Below are 22,525 nucleotides of genomic sequence, written 5' to 3'. Positions count from 1 at the left end.
TATCTGTAAATCTTTGTCTCAAAGATTTAATGTTGAAGCAAAGAAGACAGATTAACCTGTCAATGAAAAGATGTTCAAGCTAAAAAAGTATCCTTCTGCTATCTACACGAAATGGTATAGAACCTTTTTTATTGTTGTCTGGTAAAAATTATCGTTTTATCCGTCTGCGTGAGTTATAGATAAAGAGGATTATTGCAAGAATGATAAGCACGAAGGATACCCATGAATACATTGGGAGTAAGCATGCAGAACAAGCTGTTATATACAAAATTACTGATAGTAGAATAGGTGTTGCAGCTCCGACTGCCTGTGGATGCTTACTTCTTTGTGAGTTCTCATTTAGCAGACTCGTGTCGGGAAGATGCTTTCCTTTGCTTGCTAACAGCAAGAAAATAATTGTTGATATGACAGGAAGAATTAATATCAAAGACTTTGACCCATAACTATCTGCCTCACCTGAAAAGTTCCAATGAAGTATTATTTGTTCCGGACCATTCACAACACAGAGTAATGAGATGATTATCGTGGCAACGATGATGGCTATTGATAAGAGTCTAGTGTTCATATTGCGGTGATTTTGTTATATTAAATTGTTTTGTTCTCTTAGGCAAAGATAATTATTTATCTTATAAGTGCAAAGCGATATTCAATATTATTACATAAAAGAATAAAATTTATCTGGTGCTAAACACGCTTATTGTATGCACCATCTTTAATAACATCATTGAGGACACAAGTAATATAAAAGAAGGAGAGCCTGAGCTCTCCTTCTTAATGAGTGTTTTGTTTATTTATAGATTGATTAAATCAATCACTTTATCCACTGCTGATTTTATGCCTTCAGCATTCTTACCACCAGCCTGAGCGTAGTGTGGCTGACCGCCACCGCCACCTTGGATGAGTTTAGCAGCCTCACGGATAATCTGACCAGCATTTAAGCCTTGCTCTTTCACCATGTCGTCACTGAGCATGATAGACAATAGAGGACGCTCATCATATACAGAACCGAGTACACAAACAAGCTTCTTTGGTAATGCCTCACGCACTTTGAAGACGATATCCTTTGCCGAAGCTGGGTCGATTGGTAATACAGCCTTAACAACATGTACACCATTTACCATCTCTGCACACTCAACTAACGACTTTGCTGTGCGACTAACGGCCTGAGATCGGAAACTCTCTACTTCCTTCTTCATGTGGTCGTTTTCCTCAACAAACTTAGTGATAACAGCCTTGAGATCCTTAGCATTGTTGAACATAGCTTTCAAGTCGCGTAAAGTATCTTCAAGAGCGTAGATAGCGTTTTCACAAGTTTCACCTGTCATAGCCTCGATACGGCGTACACCAGCAGCTACACTGCTCTCACCAACAATCTTAAAGAAGCCGATACGGCCTGTTGAGGTGGCATGAATACCACCACAGAACTCACAGCTTGGACCGAAACGTACCACACGAACCTTGTCACCATACTTCTCGCCGAAGAGGGCTACTGCACCCATCTTCTTAGCTTCTTCCATCGGAGTATCACGATGCTCGTCCATTGGATAATCCTTGCGAATCATCTCATTGACTAGCTTCTCAACCTGACGAAGTTCCTCATCGGTAATCTTCTGGAAGTGAGAGACGTCGAAACGTAGTGTGTTAGGACTTACGTATGAACCCTTCTGCTCTGCATGCTCGCCAAGCACCTGCTTCAAAGCATAGTCGAGAAGGTGAGTTGCAGTGTGATTGGCAGCTGAAGCATCACGCTTCTCTGTGTCAACACAAGCCATGAAATCAGCCTCAAGGTTCTTTGGTAATTCCTTAACAATGTGTACGCTCTGGTTGTTCTCAAGCTTGGTATCGATAACATTGATTGTTTCGTCCTCACTAACGAGACCGCCTTGGTCACCTACCTGACCACCCATTTCTCCGTAGAAAGGAGTATGGTCGAGTACAAGCTCATAGAAACTATTTTTCTTCTGAGTCACCTTACGGTAGCGGAGGATGTGGCATTCATATTCTGTGTAGTCGTAGCCAACAAACTCCTGTTCACCTTCACGTAGTATTTCCCAGTCACCATTCTCTACAGCAGCAGCATTGCGAGCACGTGCCTTCTGTAGTGCCATCTCCTCATTGAACTGCTTCTCGTCAACGGTATAGCCATTCTCTGCGCAGATAAGTTCGGTGAGGTCGAGTGGGAAACCATAGGTGTCGAAGAGGCGGAAAGCCTCCTTACCATCGAGTTGAGTCTGGCCATGTGCCTTCAACTCGTCCATTGCACCATTGAGGAGCATAATACCCTTGTCCAATGTACGGAGGAAGGAATCTTCTTCTTCCTTCATCACACGACCAATCAACTCACGCTGTGCGTTAAGTTCTGGATAGGCACCACCCATCTCACGTACCAACACGTTGAGCAACTTATACATGAAAGCTTCCTTCTGACCAAGGAAAGTATAAGCGTAACGAACGGCACGGCGAAGGATTCGCCGAATAACGTAACCTGCCTTAGCATTGCTTGGCAACTGACCATCAGCAATAGAGAATGCAACAGCACGAAGGTGGTCGGCTACGACACGCATAGCGATATCTACCTTCTGCTCCTCATTAACGCCTTCACCATTAGGACCCTCTGGGAAGGTGTGGTTATACTTCTTGCCTGAAATATTCTCAATCTCTGCAATAACTGGTGCAAAGATATCTGTATCGTAGTTAGAGTTCTTGCCCTGCATGAGACGAACGAGACGTTCAAAGCCCATACCGGTATCGATAACCTGCATCTTCAAAGGTGAAAGACTACCATCAGCCTTACGATTGAACTGCATGAACACGATGTTCCAAATCTCAATAACCTGTGGGTGATCTTTGTTTACGAGTTCTTCACCAGGCACCTTTGCCTTCTCTTCCTCTGAACGAAAGTCGATATGTATCTCTGAACAAGGACCACAAGGACCAGTGTCTCCCATTTCCCAGAAGTTATCGTGTTTGTTGCCGTTGACGATATGATTCTTTGGGAAGTGCTTCTCCCAATAGCTTGCAGCTTCATCATCACGTGATATTCCTTCTGTCTCATCACCTTCGAAGACAGTTACATAGAGATCTTTTGGGTCAAGGTGGAGTACATCTACAAGGTATTCGTATGCATAGTCGATTGCTCCTTCTTTGAAGTAATCACCGAAACTCCAATTACCTAACATCTCAAACATTGTGTGATGGCTGAGTGCTGCATCACGACCAACCTCCTCCAAGTCATTGTGCTTACCACTAACACGCAGACATTTCTGTGAGTCAGTGCGGCGACGAGGCTCTGGTTCCTTTGTTCCGAGGATAATATCTTTCCACTGGTTCATACCAGCATTTGTAAACATCAGTGTAGGGTCGTCCTTAATAACCATAGGGGCAGACGGTACGATAACGTGTCCCTTCGACTCAAAGAATTTCAAGTAAGAGTCGCGGATTTCGTTTGCTGTCATCATCTTTATTTTATTTTTAATTCAATTTTTCTACCTAAAAGTGTTGCAAAGATACTGACTTTTGAGTATTTTTGCAAACAATTAGGCTGCTGAATACGTAAAAACTTCTTTTAGAGGTGGACATAGTCTTCCTATTCAGACCTAAGATTGTGTAAATAATTGATATAAAAGTTACTAAGACATGGCAGAGAATCCGCGCAAACTGTATTATTCTATCAAGGAAGTGGCACAGCAGATTAACGTTACGGAGAGTCTGTTGAGATATTGGGAAACCGAGTTTCCACACCTTCGTCCTAAGACGACGGGTAATCGTGTACGCCAATATACGGAGAAGGACATTGAACAGATAAAGGTTATTTACAATCTTGTCAAGGTGCGTGGCTTTAAGATTGCTGCAGCTCGTAAGATGTTGCAGGAGAACAGAAGTGGTGCCGACAAGAGTCAAAAGGTAATGGAAACCCTCTTCTCTGTGCGCGACCAGCTGAAAGAACTTAAGAAGCAGTTAGACGGTTTAGTATAGACGGCATATCAAGGGGAGATGCCTTCGGAGATATGTCACACCAATTAGCAGTCATAGCGAGGATTTTTGTATTCTTATTCCCCCTATTTTATTTTTGTTTTTAGTTGCTGTCAGTTTTAACATTTGTGATAAAGAGTTTATAATAAGTCACTTACAGTGTAGTTTGTTGTGATAGGAGTGACAGCAACTTCTAAATTGTGTCCAAATAGTTACGCATTCTATTTGGAACTTTAAGATAGAAAGACTATTCCGTCATTGGGTATATCTACGAGTCAGTCCTAAAAACGCAACTTAAGGTTGCCATCACATATCGTGTTGTACATCAACACGTCTCGTGTTTGCCGTAAGCACAATATGTGCGGCATGTCAGCATTAAAGAATGCAATACCTTAATCGCCTATTGGTATAATTGTTTTTAATTCAGCTATGTTAATGAGTAATGTCATCAAAAATAGTATATCTTTTATTGGAGTTAAACTTTAGTCCTACAATCTAATGAATAATCGAGGATTAATATAGATATCTCATAAACTACGCATCCTGACCGAATGATAAGAAATTAAACTATTGGTGTCCGATAAAACTTTTGAGGAGTTATCTGTATTAGATAAAATAGACTTAAACTTATGATTTCATTAATTTATTTGGTTATTATAAGGCTTCCCTTGTCAAAATAAGCACATTTTATAATGCTTACAGTTTAAAACTGAAAACCAAGCCCATGGATAAGTAAAACGGCTGCAACACCGATGGGTAAAGAGATACAGAACTTTCAGTTTATTTTTATCGGACAGCAATAAAATTAAACTTACTGTCATTACTGTCACTCGTTTTTGATTTATAATATTCTGTATTACAGATAATAATGCGAAATGTTAAAAATGACAGCAACTGCATTTCAAACTTAATTCTCAATATATAAGATTTTATGTCTCGAATATTTAGTGCCCATTAAGTCTCTCAAACAATAGTAGTTACTATCGTATGCGTTGTATAATATTATTAATATTACATCAGTTATAGGAGTAAATATCTATCGTAACTGACTGATAATCATATACAGAATTACTAAAACACCTATCCCCTACAACTTTTATATATTAATTCGTACTGTCCTCTTTTTCAATATAAGCTATAAACACATCTTTAAAAGTTCTACATCTATTGTGGAAAATAGAACAAACGTGAATAACTTATTGTAGGAAAATAACTATTCTTCCTCTAACTGCTTTTCTGTAACAGGTTGCAAGTGTATTTCTAAATCAGTTTCTGGGATGTGACACTTCTCAAAAATAAACTTAATAATAGTTTTCTTTGTTCGAGTGTCGCATGCAGTATGTACAAAACATCCTTCAGCAACTTTTGTTCTATTATTCTTTTCTGTATCATGGAGCCACAGTCCATTATGACTTAGATGAATAATACTTGTTGGGTTCTCCTTATATAGTAATTGGCATAGTTGAATTAGCATACTCTTCCAATTTGACACAGTATACTTTTGTCCTTTATAGGTGAAAGCAAGAATGTTACGACTGGTCCACTCGTACTCATCATCAGCTAATGATACTGTTTCCATATCTTTCTCAAGTGGGGTATATATAGTAGAGATCATAGGCCATAAGCTCTTGAAACGCTGCAATAACAAAGTGCCTCTTTCTATCAATTGTTCTTCCGTCCAATAATCACAGGTCTTCAAATAGCTACTTAATTCATACTTAGACTCATTAAGACCATATACCTTTACACCCTTATACTCATATCCATTTTTTTTATCTTGGAAAGAACGGTTGCTGTAGTTAGTGTTATAACCAGTTAGCGTAAGGTTAGCAAAGGTATGAAGATACTTTTCGTAGATTTCCTCGTATCGCTCGCCAAGTTCCTGTTTCCATTGAAGAGTCAAAGTTTGAGGCATAATATGTTCTATTGTAACTACACCTTCTTTCATCTTTTCAACAATAGGTTGTATTCCCTCATTACTATTTTCATTTTCCATTCTTTCAAATAAGAAGTACTTGTAGTCAATGGGTAATTTATAAATCTGACGAATTGGAAACTCCATATCCACCGCTCTGTCATCAGGAAAGATAGAATTACCCTGTTTCTTTAACAGAAGATACTTCATAATCTCTGCATAAGAGACCTCTACGGGAATATTTCTCTTCTCATGCCTCTCGTAAATTCGCATCACATCATGGTGCAATGTTGCATAGAGTTTCTGCATGACATTAGCTGGATAACCACAAATAATGCGTCTTGCCCAATAATTCTCTGTGATATCAAGAACTTCATAAACAGCTTCTTCTGAAAGTAGATGTTGGTCTTTATAGTTGAAGAAAGATAAGTAAAAAGGCATCGCAACTTGTGAACCAATACTTGCTAATTGATTTAGTTTGCGGTTTATTTTTATACTTTCTGTTCTTCCTTTAACGATTTGTGTATAATACTCTGCATAATGTAATAGGTCTGCAAGAAATTCCTCACGATTTTTGTTGTTGAGTTCACTAAATTCTTTAAACTCAAAATAGAGGTTATTTATATTACAAATTCGTTTGATATGAATAGTTAAATAGTCACGAATAAACATAGTTGGATCACCATCTGTATATTCTTCAATTTTCTTCCAATACCGATGATAGTAATCCTCTTGTTGGTCTTTGGTAAGTGCCATAAGAAGAAAGTTTCTTACCTTGTCAGCTTCTGTAAGATCTTTTCCTGTGGAATTAAGACTTTCGAATATCAACTGTGGCTCATCACTTGACTCTAATCTCAAATCTATAATGATAAGTTTTTCTACTGCTTCAAAAATTTGTTCAAAAGTCAAACCACAACTAATTATTTGTTCATAGTAAAAGTTATAGTTGTCTGTGAGACCAGAGCTCGTAATAAACTTTTTGGGATTATTCTCAAATAATACATCATATGCAGGCTTATCAGACTCTATTGGGCAAAGTTTTATTTTTCGTGGTACCTTCCGAAACATAGCATACAAATAAGGCTGGGTAGTCTGCATCATCATTTCTTTATCTTCACACTCCAATTGACCTTTATTTACAGCATTCCGTAGTGCAAGGATAATCAAGGAAATCGTAGTAATACGCTGCTGTCCATCTATCACCAACAAGTCATTTTCCAACTCATTGTCCTTTACTGTTACAATAGAACCAAAAAAATGACTCGGTCTATTATACTTCTGAATCTTCAAAATATCCTCAAATAATCTACGACAATTATCCCTGTCCCATGCGTATTTTCTCTGATATAAAGGTATTATAAAGAATGCTTTTGGGTCATAGAAAAATTCAGATATGTGTGTTGCGTATTTCATTATCAAATACTATTTAAATGTTAATTATGTAATATAAGTGTTCTCTAATATCTAATAATCTTCCCTATCACGCCTTTTTCCCATCAGTGCGTCAATCGTATTTCTCACTCTGCGCTCTGTTGTTAACATGATAGTGTCCTCATCGGTACCCTCTGCACCCATATAAACGGATGGATTAGAGTAGGTCATGCGACTTGTTTGTGGCTCACGGGCAGAGAAGTGGAAGGCAGGTACGGCTGTTTCTTGGCGTATGCGTGCAATGTTCTTTTCGTTCACACCACAACCCGGCATGATTTTTATACGACCATTTGCCAACTGGTTTAATCGCTGGAGTAGGGGAATACCCTCCTCAGCAGTGGGTTGCTGTCCAGAAGTCAGTACTCTATCAAAACCAAGAGAGATGAGCTGTTCCAATGCTTTCTCAGGTTCACGGCAACGGTCGAAAGCACGATGGAAGGTAACACTCATTCCTTTTGCGTGAGACATCAGATATTCATTGGATTTCATGTCAATGTCTCCTTCAGCTGTAAGGCAGCCAAAGACAACACCATCTACACCTAACTCACGACAAAGATCAATATCCATAGCCATGCGCTGAAGCTCTTGTTCAGTATAAAGGAAGTTGCCCCCACGATTGCGGATGATAACATGTAGACGTGTATCAGTCAACACTTCTCTCGCCATCTTTATCTCACCATACGAAGGAGTGGTGCCACCTTCGGGAATACCCATGCAGAGTTCTACACGATTAGCTCCACCTTTCTGTGCTTCTATGCAGCTTTCAACGCTATTAGCACATATCTCTATCTCAAAATCAGTTCGGTTCATGTTGGATTATTTGAGGGTTAAAGGAGTTAAGGAGTGAAAGGGAGTTAAGACAATACTTTTATAGATGTAATTTATTAGACGATTAACAGTCATACATCACAATAACAGATAGTATTGTCTTAACTCCCTTTCACTCCTAAACTCCTTGTTCTCCTTAATTAAAGTTTACTACTTGTTTTAACGAGTTGCTCACCCAATCCGATTGTATATCCCTGAGAAAGGAAGACAATACGATTGAAGGTGTCAGCGATAATAAAGATAGGTAACTGTTCAGTATTGCGGAGTTTCATCTCTTTTGCTATTTCCTGCTGGATGGTTCCATCCTTATCAATACCGAAGATAGTCTTCGCAGGGAGGTTAGGGAACTCACCCTTCTGTGCTTGGAACTTCTTAGCTTCTGCCTCATTTTTAAAGAGTAAGACGAATGGACGACCCCACTTGTCGAGCTTATCCTTCATCTTTTCAATATCATGCAAAGCGTGGTTGGTTGGCTCTTGACCGATACCCAATACGCCGAGAACGTAATAGCCACGTCCTGTCTGGCTTAGGATAGAAACGCTCTGACCATCTTTGTCAAACAAGTCCTCACTATTGAAGCTACCAATCACCTTCACACCTTCACTTTCCTGACGTACATCGAGTGGGAGAGTAGTCGTCTCTCCTGGTTTAATCTGGAAGAAACGGCTGTGTGCAAGTACACTACCATCTGCCATTCGCTGACCAGTCACGAGGATGTAGGTACCCTCATCGAGTGTTGCCCCATTCTTAAAGGTGTTCGACCATGTAGCACCGCCACCCATGTCGACCTGACCTTCGTCAAAGTTCATCAGCCATGTCTGTCCATAAACAATCTTACTAATGCTGAAATGGCTATAATACTTAGGATCATCGAGGAAACCATCAGGAGTGAATGTCAGTACTAATTTACCAGTCTTCGCAGTCTGTTGTGCTGCTGAATCAAAGTCAACATCCACCCATTTGCCGTTCTGCTTATACTGAATCTTCCATGCCACAGGATCCATACGAGCCTCAATACCTAAGCTGCGTGCAACATCTACGAAGAAGATATCACGACTACGGCTATCGGTAATACGGCTCTCCCAAACACTTCTTGGTGTCTGTGGGATTCTCATTGCACGAGTATCAGGATTCATTTTGATATTCTTTCTAATCCATTCAACCAATAAAGCTGGGTTCTTACGGAAACTTGCAGCCTCCTTTGCAAAGGCTTTCTCAAAGAATTGTTTGAACGGTTTGAGAATCATTTCACTCTCAACACGTGGAGAGAGTTGGTTGCTCTTTGCCTTCATGTTATCCTCCAAGATTTCCATTGGCATGTCACGGAGGTCCTTGTCGCTCAAAGTACTGAGCAATTTTAGGGCACGATCTTGCTGATTAGCATACTTCTCTACAAAAGCCTTGATAGTTTTCCAGTTTCCACGTGCCTTAACAATATAAGGAGTAGCTGCTGGATAGCGATAATCTTTCATAGACTCTGCCGTTGGGAAGGTGGCAATGTAGGCATGACGGATTGAATCCTCATAAGTCAAACGACGAGTATTCTCATCACGCTGTGCCTTGGTAACGGCTGGTAATGTGGTATTTGAAGCAGGTGGAACGATGTCGAGGTCAGCCTCCTTTGGCATATTTTGCTCGTTATAATCCAGTTTGATGGTGATTGACTTATCCTTTCCAAAGGTGGCTTTAGCAAAGCCAAACTGTCCATCCTTTGATGCCCAGACAATCATATCGCCCTTACCAGCAGAGAGGAAGGTCGTTCCATCAGTACCTGTGTACTTAGACACAGCGGTATAGAACTCGGCATAATTATAAATCTTGAAGTCTACCTTTGCGTTGTCAACAGGCTTACCATCTTTATCAATAATCTTAAAATCAATCTTAGACGTACTGCCATAGTTGTCAATGAGGTTAATCTCGGTGAAGTTATTGGTACGTAACATCACCTCCTCTGGACCCTCATAATCACCGAAAGCACGTGTGTGCATGAGCATTGCACGTGATGCGGGCTCGTTAAACCAAGCAAGGTTGAGTACTGGCTCTGGCTCACAAGCACCTAAGAAATACCATTTGCCATCAGCCCAAGCTTCTACCCAAGCATGATTGTCATCCGTATGTGCCCATCGAGGAGTATATACCTGACGAGCTGGAATACCGATAGAACGGAGGGCAGCTACCGTAAAAGTACTCTCCTCTCCACAGCGTCCACGACCCGTACGGATAGACTGAAGAGGTGAAGAAGTACGAGCATCAGAAGGCTCGTAGGTAACACGTTCGTGGCACCAGTGGTTTACCTCAAGGATAGCTTCCTTCATAGGAAGTCCTTTCACACGCTCACTCAGTTCACGATAGAAGATAGCACGAGAGCTATCAAGCGGCTCGTTGTTTACACGCATAGGCAAAACGAAATGTCTAAACAGCAATTCAGGGACATCTTTTCCCCATGCCATAGACTTTCTTGTTTGCAAGGCGGTGCGTATGTTTTTAAGATGATAGGCCGTAGGATAGTCCGTAGCATCGGCAATTGGCATATAAGCATACAAGAAACGTAAGGCTTCCTCTTCTTCAGGAGACACCCGAAGCCCCTTTGTGTTATAGAACTTCTTGCCAATAACCTTCATCTTGGCTTGGAATGCATTTTCTACTTTTTGTCTGAAATTAGGGTCTGTTATAAAGTGCTGTGCATAGCTTGATAGGCTGACAGCAGCAAGAAACAGGCTCAATAAGATTTTCTTCATAGATTTATTTTTAGTTTATGCGACTTTCATCAGCCGCTAATTTGCGTATGCAATATTCGTAAAAAAAAACAATATACGCAAATGTTTTACATAGAAAATGCCTGAAAGTATGGTCAAAGTGATAGGATAGGATTCCTTCTTTTCATGTACTGCCTTTAATTTTTATGAAATAAACTCTTTTCTCTTCACCAAAAGAAATTGTTAAGCTTTCCCTTTTAGGTAGAATTTATCAATATCAATGATGATTTTCACACATTATTACAACAACAATGGGAAATAAATAGTATCTTTGTAGAAAATAAGTTTTTAATAACCCTTTACCTTAATATTATTAAGAAAACAATGAGAAAGAAAATGTTTATAGCCTGTGGCTTGCTAAGTTGGGTGCTTACACTTCAGGCACAGACGAAAGATGGTGGTATTGATGCACAGATGTTGCAGCAGATTCAGAAGTCTGGATTGACTAAGTCTGACCGTGCTTTATCGAATGCAATCGCCACAAATTCTATTGATGACCTTGCTCGTAACTTCCGTAATTCTGGTCCTGTAGACACCTACTTTAGCGTGGAGACACCGAAACAGAATATCCAAGATCAGAAAAGTTCGGGTCGTTGCTGGCTCTTTACAGGACTGAATGTTTTGCGTGCTAACTTTGCACGTCGCCATAAGGATACATTGAGAGTGGAATATTCTCACGTTTACCTCTCTTTCTATGACCAGTTAGAGAAGGCTAACTTGATGTTGCAGGGTGTGATAGACAATGCTGGTAAGTCATTAGACGACCCACGTGTGCAGTTCTTCTTTAAGAATCCTATCAGTGATGGCGGTACATTCTGCGGTGTATCTGACTTGGTTGAGAAGTATGGAGTAGTACCCATGGAAGCCATGCAAGAAACCTATTCAGCTGAAAATACCTCTCGTATGGCAAGGATTGTGTCATCAAAACTACGTGAGTATGGTTTGGAACTGCGTAAGATGGTAGCTGACAAGAAGTCAAAGGCAGCTATCAAGGCACGCAAGACAGAGATGTTGGGTAATATCTATCATATACTCTCACTTTCTTTGGGTGAGCCAGTGAAGACATTCACCTTTGCTTTCAAGGATAAAAACGGTAAACAGATTGGTAAGGCTAAGACCTATACACCACAGGAATTCTATAAGGAGACAGTGGGAGGTCCACTCAATGGAACCTTTATTATGGCAATGAACGACCCTCGTCGTCCTTACTATAAGACCTACGAGATAGAGTATGACCGTCATACCTACGATGGTCATAACTGGAAGTATGTGAACCTTCCAATGGAAGATATTGCGAAGATGGCTATAGCTTCACTGAAAGACTCAACAAAGATGTACACCAGTTATGATGTGGGTAAGCAGCTCGACCGCAAGCGTGGTTATCTTGACTTGGATAACTATGACTATGGAACACTTTTCGGAACAAGCTTCCCAATGAATAAGGCAGAGCGTATTGCAACCTTTGACAGTGGTTCAACCCATGCGATGACACTTACAGCAGTAGACTTAGATGAGAATGGTCAGTCAAAGAAGTGGAAGGTAGAGAACTCTTGGAGTGCCTCTTATGGTCAGAATGGTTACTTGATTATGAGTAATCCTTGGTTTAATGAATACACCTTCCGTCTGGTTGTTGATAATAAGTACGTACCAGAGAATATCATGAAGGCTGCTCAGCAGAAACCAATAATGGTTGTTCCTGAGGACCCATTGTTCCAAGAGGATATGTAAAGACCTCCCCCAACCCCTCCAAAGGAGGGGAGGGCTGGATAGGATTAGAGAGAAATGAGGATGTGTTAATAGGCACATTCTCATTTTCTTTTATTACCTTAACCTCCGAAAATCATGAAAAATGCTTATCTTTGTAGGATAGGATGAAATCACCCTGTGCGTTCATGGCGTTTTGGTTTCGTCCTTATAAGAATATAAAACAAATTTATTATGATATGAGAAAACAAATCACTCTGCTGTGTATGATGGCTTTCCTGTCTTCGTTACATGTGACAGCACAGTCATTCAGAAAAGATATTGATGCGAAGCCAGAACTATCAGCAAGTAATGGGGTAGCCTATCCTACGCCTTCAGGAAAACTTACGGCACCTCCTATTGGCTATGTCCCAGTCTATATCTCTCACTATGGAAGACATGGATCGCGTTATCTTTTATCAGGACAAGACTATATTCGACCGCTGCAGGTGCTTGAGCGAGCTGATTCGGCTGGTATCCTCAGTGAGAAAGGTAGGGAAACAATGGGTAAGATACGTCGTATGTATGCTGAGTCATACAAGCGTTGGGGCGAGTTGACACCATTGGGTGCTGAGCAACATAAGCAGATTGCACGACGAATGTTTAAACGTTTCCCATCTGTTTTTCGTGATTCTGTGTGGGTGGATGCCAAGTCAACGGTGGTTATCCGTTGTATTCTATCCATGGAGAATGCCCTACAGGAACTCTTACGACAGAATCCTCATTTGCGAATTCGCCACGATGCGAGTGAACATGATATGTATTACATGAACTTTTCAGACAAGAAACTTGCTCAACAAAAGGAGAGTGAGGAGGTTAAAGAAACTATGAAGGATTGGGAGAAACGCAATATGAATTATCAGCCATTGATGTCCCGCCTTTTCAAAAATGCTGATTATGTTGACAAGAATGTCAATGCAGAGCAGCTGATAACCGACCTCTTTAGCCTTGCTGGTTTCGTGCAGAACTCGGAGATACGTCATTCGTTATCACTATATGATATTTTTACGCCAGATGAACGTTATCGGCTTTGGCAGCGAACCAATGTTTGGTGGTATCTACACTTTGCAGGTGCACCTCAGAGTGGTGCTAAACAGCCTTTCTCTCAGCGTAATCTCTTGCGTAATATTATTACTGAAGCAGATTCTTGTCTTGCGCTTCCACATCCAGGAGCTACACTTCGCTTCGGACATGAAACAATGGTTATGCCGTTGGCTTGTCTGCTCGATTTAAATGGAAGTTACGTACAAGTGTTTCAGGTTGATAGTCTTGAAGCAAAGGGTTGGATAGGTTCACGTATCTTCCCAATGGCAGCTAATATTCAGCTTGTGTTCTATAAGATCCCAAAGAACCCAAAGGCAGACGTTCTTGTAAAGGCACTGCTCAATGAGGAAGAAGCTACGCTACCATTGCCTTCGACCGCTAAACCTTATTATTATAAGTGGAGTGATTTCAGACGTTTCTTTTTGAATCTGATTAATAGTTATCATGATTAGTAACCTATTAGTTAGGGTTCTTTCAGATTATGAAGTGATAGTTTAAACCTATTATATAATAAGACATACAGAGCAACTCTAAGTTTCTTGCTGCAAACTTAGAGCCTCGCTGTGTGATATTTCTTAAGAGTCTATGCGCAAGATGCATACCTTATCACTCTAAACCTCTTTAAGTTTGTCCAATTTTTTCACATATTGATTTTGTAAAGACCACAAAATGGCTTGTAATTAACGCCCAATTGGCTTGCAAAAGGTGCCCTTTTGAGGTCTTACTAACGCCCTTTTAGAACCTTATTAAGCACCTTTTAAAACCTCTTTTTGCAACTACCTGATAACAAGTAACTTACGGAAGCGATAAAGCAGCTCGCTTTTAAGGCATTTTCCTACCTTTTTCTCGAATGTTTTGTCAATATATTTCTTAACCTTACAGCGTTAAACCTCACACAGAAGCATGGAGCTGACGGAGGTTTTATTTAGCGTTGATAACCTTTATTCTGTTTCAGTTTTTCGTTGAGGTCTAATGCACGTGATGGGATAGGGAAGACGATAGTATGACGGTCGGCTTCTGTTGCGGGTGCAGTACGAAGGTCGTAGGACTGATGGAAACGATTGAAGCGGATGAGGTCATTACGACGCCAGCCCTCCCACATTAGTTCCATCAGGCGTTCAGCAAGAATATTATCTAATGTAGCAGTTCTATTTCCCATGCCACTACGGCTGCGAACGAGGTTCAGTTCAGTATTACCATTCTCTCCGTTGCGTACTGCAGCTTCAGCCTTCATTAGCAATACATCGGCATAACGGAAGAGAACAATGTCGTTGTCTGGGCTTTTACCATCGTTAAAGGCGTTGCGGTCCACCTCATATTTAGCCATTCTTGCTCCTGCCGTCTTGATATATGGGCTGTTAGTGAGATTTAACTCTACAGCAAGTGGCATATAAACAAGTGGTTTGCCATTTTCTAAATATATGATATTTCCATCTACTCGAACAGTGTCAGAGTAGAGGTTATAAGCATATCGCTTGTCAACATTACTGGTACCATAGCCGAAAGTCTTCACTGTTGAAATAGTTGCACAGGCTCCATTCTCAGAGCCTGTACCGAAGGCACCGCCATGTGAGTAGTGACGAGAGCGGAAGAGATACTGGAATTGGCTCTTGTAAAGGTGTTTGTCGAGTGGGATAGTAAAGATATTCTCTGGTGAATTCTCGTTGTTAACAGAGAAGTTGCTGAGATAATCGGCTGCTAAGGTAAAGCCATCAGCAGTCAACTCATCGCAGTAATATTTGCAGGCTTGCCATATATTCATCTGCTGACCATTGATGGTAAAGTAGGTTTGCTTACCATTAGGTTGTTGATTATCTGTCCAATCAGCATCAGAATAAACCTCACCATTCAGCATCAACTTAGCAAGAAGGAAGTTGGCTACAGAACGTGTTACACGTCCATAGTTCTTGCCAAGAAGGTTACTATGACCTGTAGGAAGCAGTGGGGTGACTTCTTGTAGTTCTTTTACAATAAACCGATATACCTCAGGGCGACTTGCTTGTTCTACGTTTTCAGTACTTTCGTCAGCCGTAGTTACTAATGGTATATTTCCAAACATATCCATAAGGTAATAGTAGTATAAGGCACGGATAGCCCTAACTTCCGCCCTATAAGCCTTGTACTGCTCATCTGTAAGCAGTTGTTTATGTTTGTCGATAGTTGTAAGTGCATCATTACTGAATACAATTACTTTATAGAGATACTTCCATGTATCGTAGAGCGGTTTACTGTCTTCTGCCCAGTTATGTGTATATAAATCAGCCCAAAAGCCTCCATCATACCAGTCTCCACCACGTACAGGTATGATTGCTTCATCGGTTGTGAACGTATTATAATCATATACACCACGATAAGTACCTTGTAATCCCTCACTGTCTTTATCACTTCCTATGTAGTTATACAAGGTAGCGACGGCGTTGACATATACATCTCTATCTGTCGTGTAGGTATGTTGTTCATCGAGGCTGTCTTTGCTATTCTCGTCCAGACAACCTGTCAATGTGAGGAGAGTTAGAAAAAAGAGTGGGCGAAGTAAGTATTTCATACTTGACAGTTGTTTATGTTGTGTTAAATTGCTTAGAACTTAATGCTCACACCGATAGAATAAGTGCGATAAGGAGGATAGGTACGTTTGTCATCAATACCTAAAGTGTTATCTACTACATAACTATTGATAATCGGTGTTAAGCCACTATAACTTGTTATTGTTGCAAGGTTATTGATGCTAAAAGACACACGTAGTGAGTTGATATATTTGTTTTTAACAGGCGTATTCCAACCTATCGTAAGATAATCAAAGTTTAGATAATCACCTTTTTCTAACCAATAATCCGTCACATTCTGGTCAACGATATTCCGTGCAGGAGCTTCTGCAAGGACATTATAGTCAGGGAAGTTTGACATGTTCAGGAAAGAAAGAGTTGTTCCGTTAAATATCTTATGTCCGAAAGCACCATTCATCTGTAAGGAAATGTCGAATGCTTTGTATCTGAAACTTATGTTAGAACCCAAGGTCATCTTAGGTGTTGCTTGTCCTGCGATATAGCGATCGCCATGGTCGCTGAGGTCGATTACATTGTCATTATTCAAATCAGCAATGTCGTATTTGTTGTGTCCATGCCCGTTGTCAACGATTCCTTTGCAGTGAGGAAGATAGAAAACACCTAAAGGTTGACCTACAATCTGATAGATAATATCATTATATCCACCATGGAAACCTGCGCCATTCATACCACCAATTGGTGTTATGTCTGATGCAGTCATATTTCTTCCGTTGAGCTTACCATTGAGCGAAAGGAGTTTGTTCTTTTGCCATGCCATATTGACATTGACATTGAGTTCCATATCTTTCTTTGAGATAGGAACAATACCGATACCCAACTCAAATCCACTGTTAGACATAGAGCCGATATTTGCCAATAGCTTGTCGAAGGCGAAAGTTGGCACAGGTACGTCATATTCGTAAAGCATATCGGTAGTCTTGGAATAGTAATACTCTGCTGTAAGGAGCAGACGATTGTTGAACAATCCAAGGTCAGTACCAATATTAAAGGTGCTGCGCGTCTCCCAACGTAGGTCAGGATTGCTGTTGCGTAAGGTACCCATTGTGACTGTTGGTGTACCATTATACGAGATTAAACCTACTGGGATATATTGCCTTAAGGTCAAATAAGAACTGATTCCACCAAGGTTTCCAGAGCGACCATAACCGGTTCGAAAGTTCAGAAGACTAATGTTCTTATTGTTGCGTAGGAAACTTTCTTTCTTCATATCCCAAGTCGCTGAGATAGAAGGGAAGATTCCCCATGTATGGTCTTTGCCAACCATTGACGAACCATCTGCACGTGTTGTCAGATTAAGTGTGTATCGGTCGAGTAGTGTGTAGGTAAGTGTACCCATAAAAGAGGCAAGACTTGGGTCAGCATAACTACTACCAGTTCCTCCATAAGGACGGTCAGAAGCTGCCCCAAGATTGTCATAACCAAAGTAATTATTGGTTAATCCCTTTACTTGTGTCCAAAAAGCTGCCATCTTTTTCTTCTGATATTCAGCAAGAATGGTGGCAGATAAATTGTTAATCCCCCAACGATATTTCCAATCAAGAGAGATGTTACCTAACATATCTTCGGTCTTTCGTTCTCCTCTATATGCTAATCCTTGCGCCCATACCCATGTCGGAGCAAATCGTCCGTTCTCCGTTGAGGTGTAAGAATAGGAACCTAAGGCTGCTAACTGAAGGTTATGTGTTAGCTGTAAGGACAACTGCAGATGTGAATTGAACGTAAGATTCTTCTCATCGTTACGCTCAAATAGCAATGGTTCTGTCGGTCCTATCTGTGATGCATTGCCATTCCTCTGCCAGCCGTTTCCTATTTTGTGGAATGGGAGTGTTGGATTCATTGCAGCAATAGAGTAGGAAAGTGCTTGAATATCAAATATCTTTTCATCTTGTTGAGATGAACCGAAGGCACCAAAGTCTATTTTTAGTCTCTCGTCAAAGGCAAGCTGTGAGATGTCTAACTTAGCCACGAAGTTATTGTAATCCTTGTTTTTAATAACCGTTTGACCGCGCACATAGCCCAGTGAGGCACGATAGTTAGACTTCTCACTGCCTCCACTAAAAGCTACGTGGTGTGAGTTTACGAAGCCTGTTCGTGCTATTTCTTTTTGAAAGTTAGTATCATAGCCCTTATCAACATAGTCTAATCCCAATGCTTTTGCAGCACTAACATACTCCGTAGCATTGAGCATTCGAAGTCGTTTGTATACAACGTCGAAGCCAGCAGTTCCGTCATAGTAGATCTGGAACTTACTACCATTGCCACGCTTTGTCTTTACTTCGATAACACCCGATGCTCCTCGTGAACCATACTTAGACGTTTCTGAAGCATTCTTGAGGATAGTAAAGCTTTCGATATCAGCAGGATAAATGGTGGATAGGGTAGATAAATCAGAAGAAACACCATCTATAAGGACTAGAGGGTCATTACCACCAGTAAGCGATGTGGTACCACGAACGCGCACACTGGTCAACATTGCCATACGATCCTGCCCATTCGTAACGACATTTACACCAACGGCTTGCCCGGAAAGGGCATTAATGGCTGAATTTACCAAACCTTTATTCATCTGTTTCTCACCTACCTTTGCCATTGAACCGACGATAGGTAGGGTATCACTCATGAGGAATAACGGCTGCTTTTGCTTTTTAGTAATGGCTTTATATCTTCTTTGCGCATTTGCAATATTTGTAGAGCCAATTAGTAAAAGGCAGCAAACAAGTGAATGGGTTAGGAAGTGTTGTCTGGCCATATTAGGATATAATAAATGTTGTTTATACTGATTATCTAAGCAAATATACATATTTTTCGTGACATAAGTCGATGATTACAGTTTTTTTTGCTAATTTTGTTGTGTTATCCTTATTATATACTCTTTGTGAGTTGAGGAACTTAAAGATAGAAACCTAAATTATTATCAATATGGAAAAGCTTTTTCTAACGGCTTTGCTGATGGGCATGTCTATGTCTGGTATTCATGCACAGAAAGCCGTTATTGAGCCTACTTTTACCGAATGGCATGACCTACAGGTGAATGCTGTCAATCGTTTTGCAACGCATACAGACTTCTTTGCGTTTGCACCATTTGAAAATCTGCGTGGAACAAAGTTTGATATGAAGAAGTCGGCTAATTACCTTTCACTTGATGGGGATTGGAAGTTCAATTGGGTTGAGAATGCTGATCAGCGTCCAACAGATTTCTTCCGTACCGATTTCGATGATTCTCAGTGGAAGACCTTTCCTGTTCCCGGTATCTGGGAGGTGAATGGCTATGGCGACCCTGTCTATGTGAACATTGGTTTTGCATGGCGTGGCAACTTCAAGAACAATCCTCCAGAGGTTCCAATTAAGGAGAACCATGTTGGTTCATATCGTCGTACTATTCGCATACCAGACAATTGGGATGGTAAACAAATAATCGCTCATTTTGGCTCTGTGACATCTTGTGTATATCTGTGGGTGAATGGTAAGTTCGTTGGCTACAGTGAAGACTCTAAGATTGGACCAGAATTTGACGTAACGAAGTATCTCAAGAAGGGCGATAACCAAATTGCTTTCCAAGTATTCCGTTGGTCAGATGGCAGTTATTGTGAGGATCAGGACTTCTGGCGTCTCAGTGGTGTTGCTCGTGAAAGTTATCTCTATGCCCGTGATGCAAAGCAGCATTTGAAAGATATTCGTGTAACTCCTGACCTCGTAAATGATTACAAGGACGGTACGCTCAGCGTCAATCTCCAGTTAGCGGGTAATACAAAGGCTTTCTTAATCTTGGAGGATGCGGATAATAATCTTACTGCCAAGGATGTTGTTACACCTGATAAGGCAGGGCAGGCTAAGGCTTTCATGGAATTAAGAAACCCAAAGAAGTGGACAGCAGAGACTCCTTATCTTTATAATCTCTATGTGAATGTTGAAGATGCCAAGACGGGTAAGGCTATTGAAACAATCCCTCTCAAAGTTGGTTTCCGCAAGGTTGAAATCAAAAACTCGCAGGTCTTGGTTAATGGTCAGCCCGTTCTCTTTAAGGGAGCTAACCGTCATGAGATGGATCCAGATGGTGGTTACGTTGTGACACGTGAGCGTATGATTCAAGATATCAAACTGATGAAGCGTTTGAATGTCAATGCAGTGCGTACTTGTCACTATCCTGACGACCCTATTTGGTATGACCTATGCGACGAGTATGGACTCTACGTCGTTGCTGAGGCTAACCAAGAAAGCCACGGCTTTGGCTATAATAAGGATGCAGTATCTGGTAGTCCGCTTTTTGCTAAGCAGATTATGGAGCGTAATCAGCATAATGTCGGAACGAAGTTCAATCATCCAAGTATTATTTTCTGGAGTCTTGGCAATGAAACTTGTTACAGTAAAAACTTCGATGATGCATACGATTGGATTAAGTCGCAGGACCAGAGCCGCCCTGTGCAGTATGAGCGTGCTGAGCTGAATGGCTATGCTACGGATATTTTCTGCCCAATGTACTATTCTCCAAAGGCTTGTGAAGATTACTCAAAGAACGCTCAATACACTCGTCCACTTATCCAATGCGAGTATAACCATACGATGGGTAACTCTGGTGGTAACTTGAAGGAGTACTGGGATCTTGTTCGTAAGTATCCTAAATTCCAAGGTGGATTTGATTGGGACTTTGTAGATCAAGGCTTACACCGCAATCCTAAGTTTGATGCTTCTCGTAGGTTGGAAGATTATGAGCGTGCGGCTGATGCGGTTGATGTGAAGACGGAATACACATACGGTGGTGACTATAATAAGACTGACCCATCAGACAACAACTTCAACTGCAATGGTATGATTGGTCCTGACCGTCAGTTGAATCCACATGCTTATGAGGTTGCCTATGAATATCAGAATATCTGGGCTCGACCAGTTGACCTCAAGCAGGGCAAGATTGCTGTTCACAATGAATACTTCTTCCGTGATCTAAGCAACTATCGTATGGAATGGAGCCTTGTTAACGAGGGTAAGGTTGTTGAAAAGGGCGCGATTGAAGAACTGAATGTTGCACCACAGCAGACGGTTGAATACACTTTACCAATAGTTGGTAAGGATTTTGACGGTGAAGTTCTCTTGAATATCGACTTTAAGTTGAAGACTGCTGAACCACTGATGACATCTGGTCAGACTGTAGCAGAAATGCAGATGGAGGTACAGCCTTGGCAGCCAATGCCAAAGATGGAGCCTGTTGTAAAGAATAAGGTGAAGGTAACTGACAATGTGAAAGAAGGTGTTGTGCGCTTTGCAGGCAACAACTTCGACCTCGTATTCGATCGCAAGACAGGTTTCCTCAGCAGTTATCAGGTTGATGGTCGTAACTTCTTGGGTGAAGGTGGTAGCTTGAAGCCTAACTTCTGGCGTGCTATGACAGACAATGATATGGGTACTAACTTCCAGAATCGCCTGTCAGTATGGAAGAATCCTACAATGACATTGAAGTCATTAGAAGTTGATAAAAAGATGAATCGCCTCACAGCAGAATACGATTTACCACAGGTAGGTGGGCAGTTGTGCCTTGTTTACCATGTTGCAGCTGATGGTGCGCTTCATGTTAGTATGGATATGGAAATGAAGGAAGGTAGCAAGGCTCCTCAGCTTCCACGTTTCGGAATGTTGATGCAGTTGCCTTATAATATGGATAAGTCGGTGTTCTACGGTCGTGGACCTATCGAGAACTATGCCGACCGTAAGCTTTCACAGCGCATTGGACGTTATGAGCAGACTGCCGACAAGCAGTTCTTCCCTTACATCCGTCCACAGGAGACAGGCACGAAGAGCGACGTTCGCTGGTGGCAGCAGACTGACAACAGCGGTCATGGATTCCGAGTATTGTTTGATGAGGCAGCTTTCTCAGCCAGTGCATTGCATTATAACATCTCTGACCTCGATGAGGGAAGTGAGAAGCATCAGCGTCACAGTTATCAGGTACCAATGTCTAAGTACACTAACCTCACGTTGGATGCCGCAATGATGGGTGTAGGTGGTATTGATAGTTGGGGTTCAGAACCTCTGAAGAAGTATCAGTTGCCAGCTGAAAACCGAGCTATGCACTTCTGGATTGTACCAGTATTCTAAGCTGATAGACATCTTTTATAAAATAGAAAACGCCTTTGCAGAAGTCCTGCAAAGGCGTTTTTTGTTTAATATCCGTACTGTCAGTATACCTATCAATGGCAGTGTCTAAATTCTTTTCATGAAAATAAATATTTTTCTTCACGTAAATAAATATTTTTCTTCATGAAAATAATTCTTTCTTGTTG

The 22,525-nt window shown here is 41.0% G+C and carries 11 protein-coding genes; 4 read left to right on the top strand and 7 right to left on the bottom strand.

The genetic code is table 11. The features are described 5' to 3' along the window. Positions 1–148: 148 nt before the first annotated feature. Together J4856_RS10455 and alaS are read right to left on the bottom strand one after the other, a co-directional pair. Complete coding sequence (locus tag J4856_RS10455) at positions 149–565, bottom strand: DUF1648 domain-containing protein (protein ID WP_072904681.1); 417 nt, start codon at positions 563–565, stop codon at positions 149–151. Positions 566–791: 226 nt separating this feature from the next. Continuing rightward, positions 792–3,458, bottom strand: a complete 2,667-nt coding sequence (alaS, locus tag J4856_RS10450) for an alanine--tRNA ligase (protein WP_065367744.1) — start codon at positions 3,456–3,458, stop codon at positions 792–794. A gap of 178 nt (positions 3,459–3,636) precedes the next feature. Here alaS and J4856_RS10445 point away from each other — a divergent pair, with 178 nt between their 5' ends. Beyond that, positions 3,637–3,975: a MerR family transcriptional regulator gene (locus J4856_RS10445; protein ID WP_004360810.1), complete on the top strand. Its 339-nt coding sequence runs from the start codon at positions 3,637–3,639 to the stop codon at positions 3,973–3,975. A 1,210-nt stretch (positions 3,976–5,185) separates the two neighbouring features. Here J4856_RS10445 and J4856_RS10440 read toward each other — a convergent pair. From J4856_RS10440 to J4856_RS10430, 3 genes are all read right to left on the bottom strand, one after another. Next, complete coding sequence (locus J4856_RS10440; RefSeq protein ID WP_025838343.1) at positions 5,186–7,300, bottom strand: DUF262 domain-containing protein; 2,115 nt, start codon at positions 7,298–7,300, stop codon at positions 5,186–5,188. Positions 7,301–7,351: 51 nt separating this feature from the next. Next, positions 7,352–8,128: a copper homeostasis protein CutC gene (locus J4856_RS10435; protein ID WP_025838345.1), complete on the bottom strand. Its 777-nt coding sequence runs from the start codon at positions 8,126–8,128 to the stop codon at positions 7,352–7,354. Positions 8,129–8,286: 158 nt separating this feature from the next. Further along, complete coding sequence (locus tag J4856_RS10430) at positions 8,287–10,884, bottom strand: transglutaminase-like domain-containing protein (RefSeq protein WP_025838347.1); 2,598 nt, start codon at positions 10,882–10,884, stop codon at positions 8,287–8,289. Between the two features lie 342 nt (positions 10,885–11,226). On the opposite strand from J4856_RS10430, the gene J4856_RS10425 reads away from it, so the two are divergent. Together J4856_RS10425 and J4856_RS10420 are read left to right on the top strand one after the other, a co-directional pair. After that, positions 11,227–12,630 carry a C1 family peptidase gene (locus tag J4856_RS10425; protein WP_025838348.1) on the top strand — a complete coding sequence of 468 codons (1,404 nt, stop codon included), beginning with the start codon at positions 11,227–11,229 and terminating at the stop codon, positions 12,628–12,630. Positions 12,631–12,845: 215 nt separating this feature from the next. Further along, positions 12,846–14,141 carry a histidine-type phosphatase gene (locus J4856_RS10420; protein ID WP_025838350.1) on the top strand — a complete coding sequence of 432 codons (1,296 nt, stop codon included), beginning with the start codon at positions 12,846–12,848 and terminating at the stop codon, positions 14,139–14,141. A 473-nt stretch (positions 14,142–14,614) separates the two neighbouring features. On the opposite strand, the gene J4856_RS10415 is transcribed toward J4856_RS10420, so the two are convergent. Both J4856_RS10415 and J4856_RS10410 read right to left on the bottom strand, forming a co-directional pair. Next, positions 14,615–16,234: a RagB/SusD family nutrient uptake outer membrane protein gene (locus J4856_RS10415; protein WP_025838353.1), complete on the bottom strand. Its 1,620-nt coding sequence runs from the start codon at positions 16,232–16,234 to the stop codon at positions 14,615–14,617. 32 nt (positions 16,235–16,266) lie between these two features. Continuing rightward, complete coding sequence (locus J4856_RS10410; protein WP_025838354.1) at positions 16,267–19,002, bottom strand: SusC/RagA family TonB-linked outer membrane protein; 2,736 nt, start codon at positions 19,000–19,002, stop codon at positions 16,267–16,269. 170 nt (positions 19,003–19,172) lie between these two features. Between J4856_RS10410 and J4856_RS10405 the strand changes: the two genes are divergently transcribed. Further along, entirely contained in the window at positions 19,173–22,340 is a 3,168-nt protein-coding gene (locus tag J4856_RS10405) for a glycoside hydrolase family 2 TIM barrel-domain containing protein (protein ID WP_025838355.1), read from the top strand. Positions 22,341–22,525: the final 185 nt, after the last annotated feature.

Origin of the sequence: Prevotella scopos JCM 17725, from assembly GCF_018127785.1 — a bacterium.
In the GTDB taxonomy this organism is placed as follows: Bacteria; Bacteroidota; Bacteroidia; order Bacteroidales; family Bacteroidaceae; genus Prevotella; species Prevotella scopos.
The sequence above is the reverse complement of the archived record's forward strand: the minus strand, read 5'-3'. Positions and strand labels throughout refer to the sequence as shown.

Coding starts and splice junctions, on each gene's coding strand:
- J4856_RS10455 (WP_072904681.1), bottom strand. CDS start 565: ATGAACACTAGACTCTTATCAATAGCCATCATCGTTGCCACGATAATC.
- alaS (WP_065367744.1), bottom strand. CDS start 3,458: ATGATGACAGCAAACGAAATCCGCGACTCTTACTTGAAATTCTTTGAG.
- J4856_RS10445 (WP_004360810.1), top strand. CDS start 3,637: ATGGCAGAGAATCCGCGCAAACTGTATTATTCTATCAAGGAAGTGGCA.
- J4856_RS10440 (WP_025838343.1), bottom strand. CDS start 7,300: ATGAAATACGCAACACACATATCTGAATTTTTCTATGACCCAAAAGCA.
- J4856_RS10435 (WP_025838345.1), bottom strand. CDS start 8,128: ATGAACCGAACTGATTTTGAGATAGAGATATGTGCTAATAGCGTTGAA.
- J4856_RS10430 (WP_025838347.1), bottom strand. CDS start 10,884: ATGAAGAAAATCTTATTGAGCCTGTTTCTTGCTGCTGTCAGCCTATCA.
- J4856_RS10425 (WP_025838348.1), top strand. CDS start 11,227: ATGAGAAAGAAAATGTTTATAGCCTGTGGCTTGCTAAGTTGGGTGCTT.
- J4856_RS10420 (WP_025838350.1), top strand. CDS start 12,846: ATGAGAAAACAAATCACTCTGCTGTGTATGATGGCTTTCCTGTCTTCG.
- J4856_RS10415 (WP_025838353.1), bottom strand. CDS start 16,234: ATGAAATACTTACTTCGCCCACTCTTTTTTCTAACTCTCCTCACATTG.
- J4856_RS10410 (WP_025838354.1), bottom strand. CDS start 19,002: ATGGCCAGACAACACTTCCTAACCCATTCACTTGTTTGCTGCCTTTTA.
- J4856_RS10405 (WP_025838355.1), top strand. CDS start 19,173: ATGGAAAAGCTTTTTCTAACGGCTTTGCTGATGGGCATGTCTATGTCT.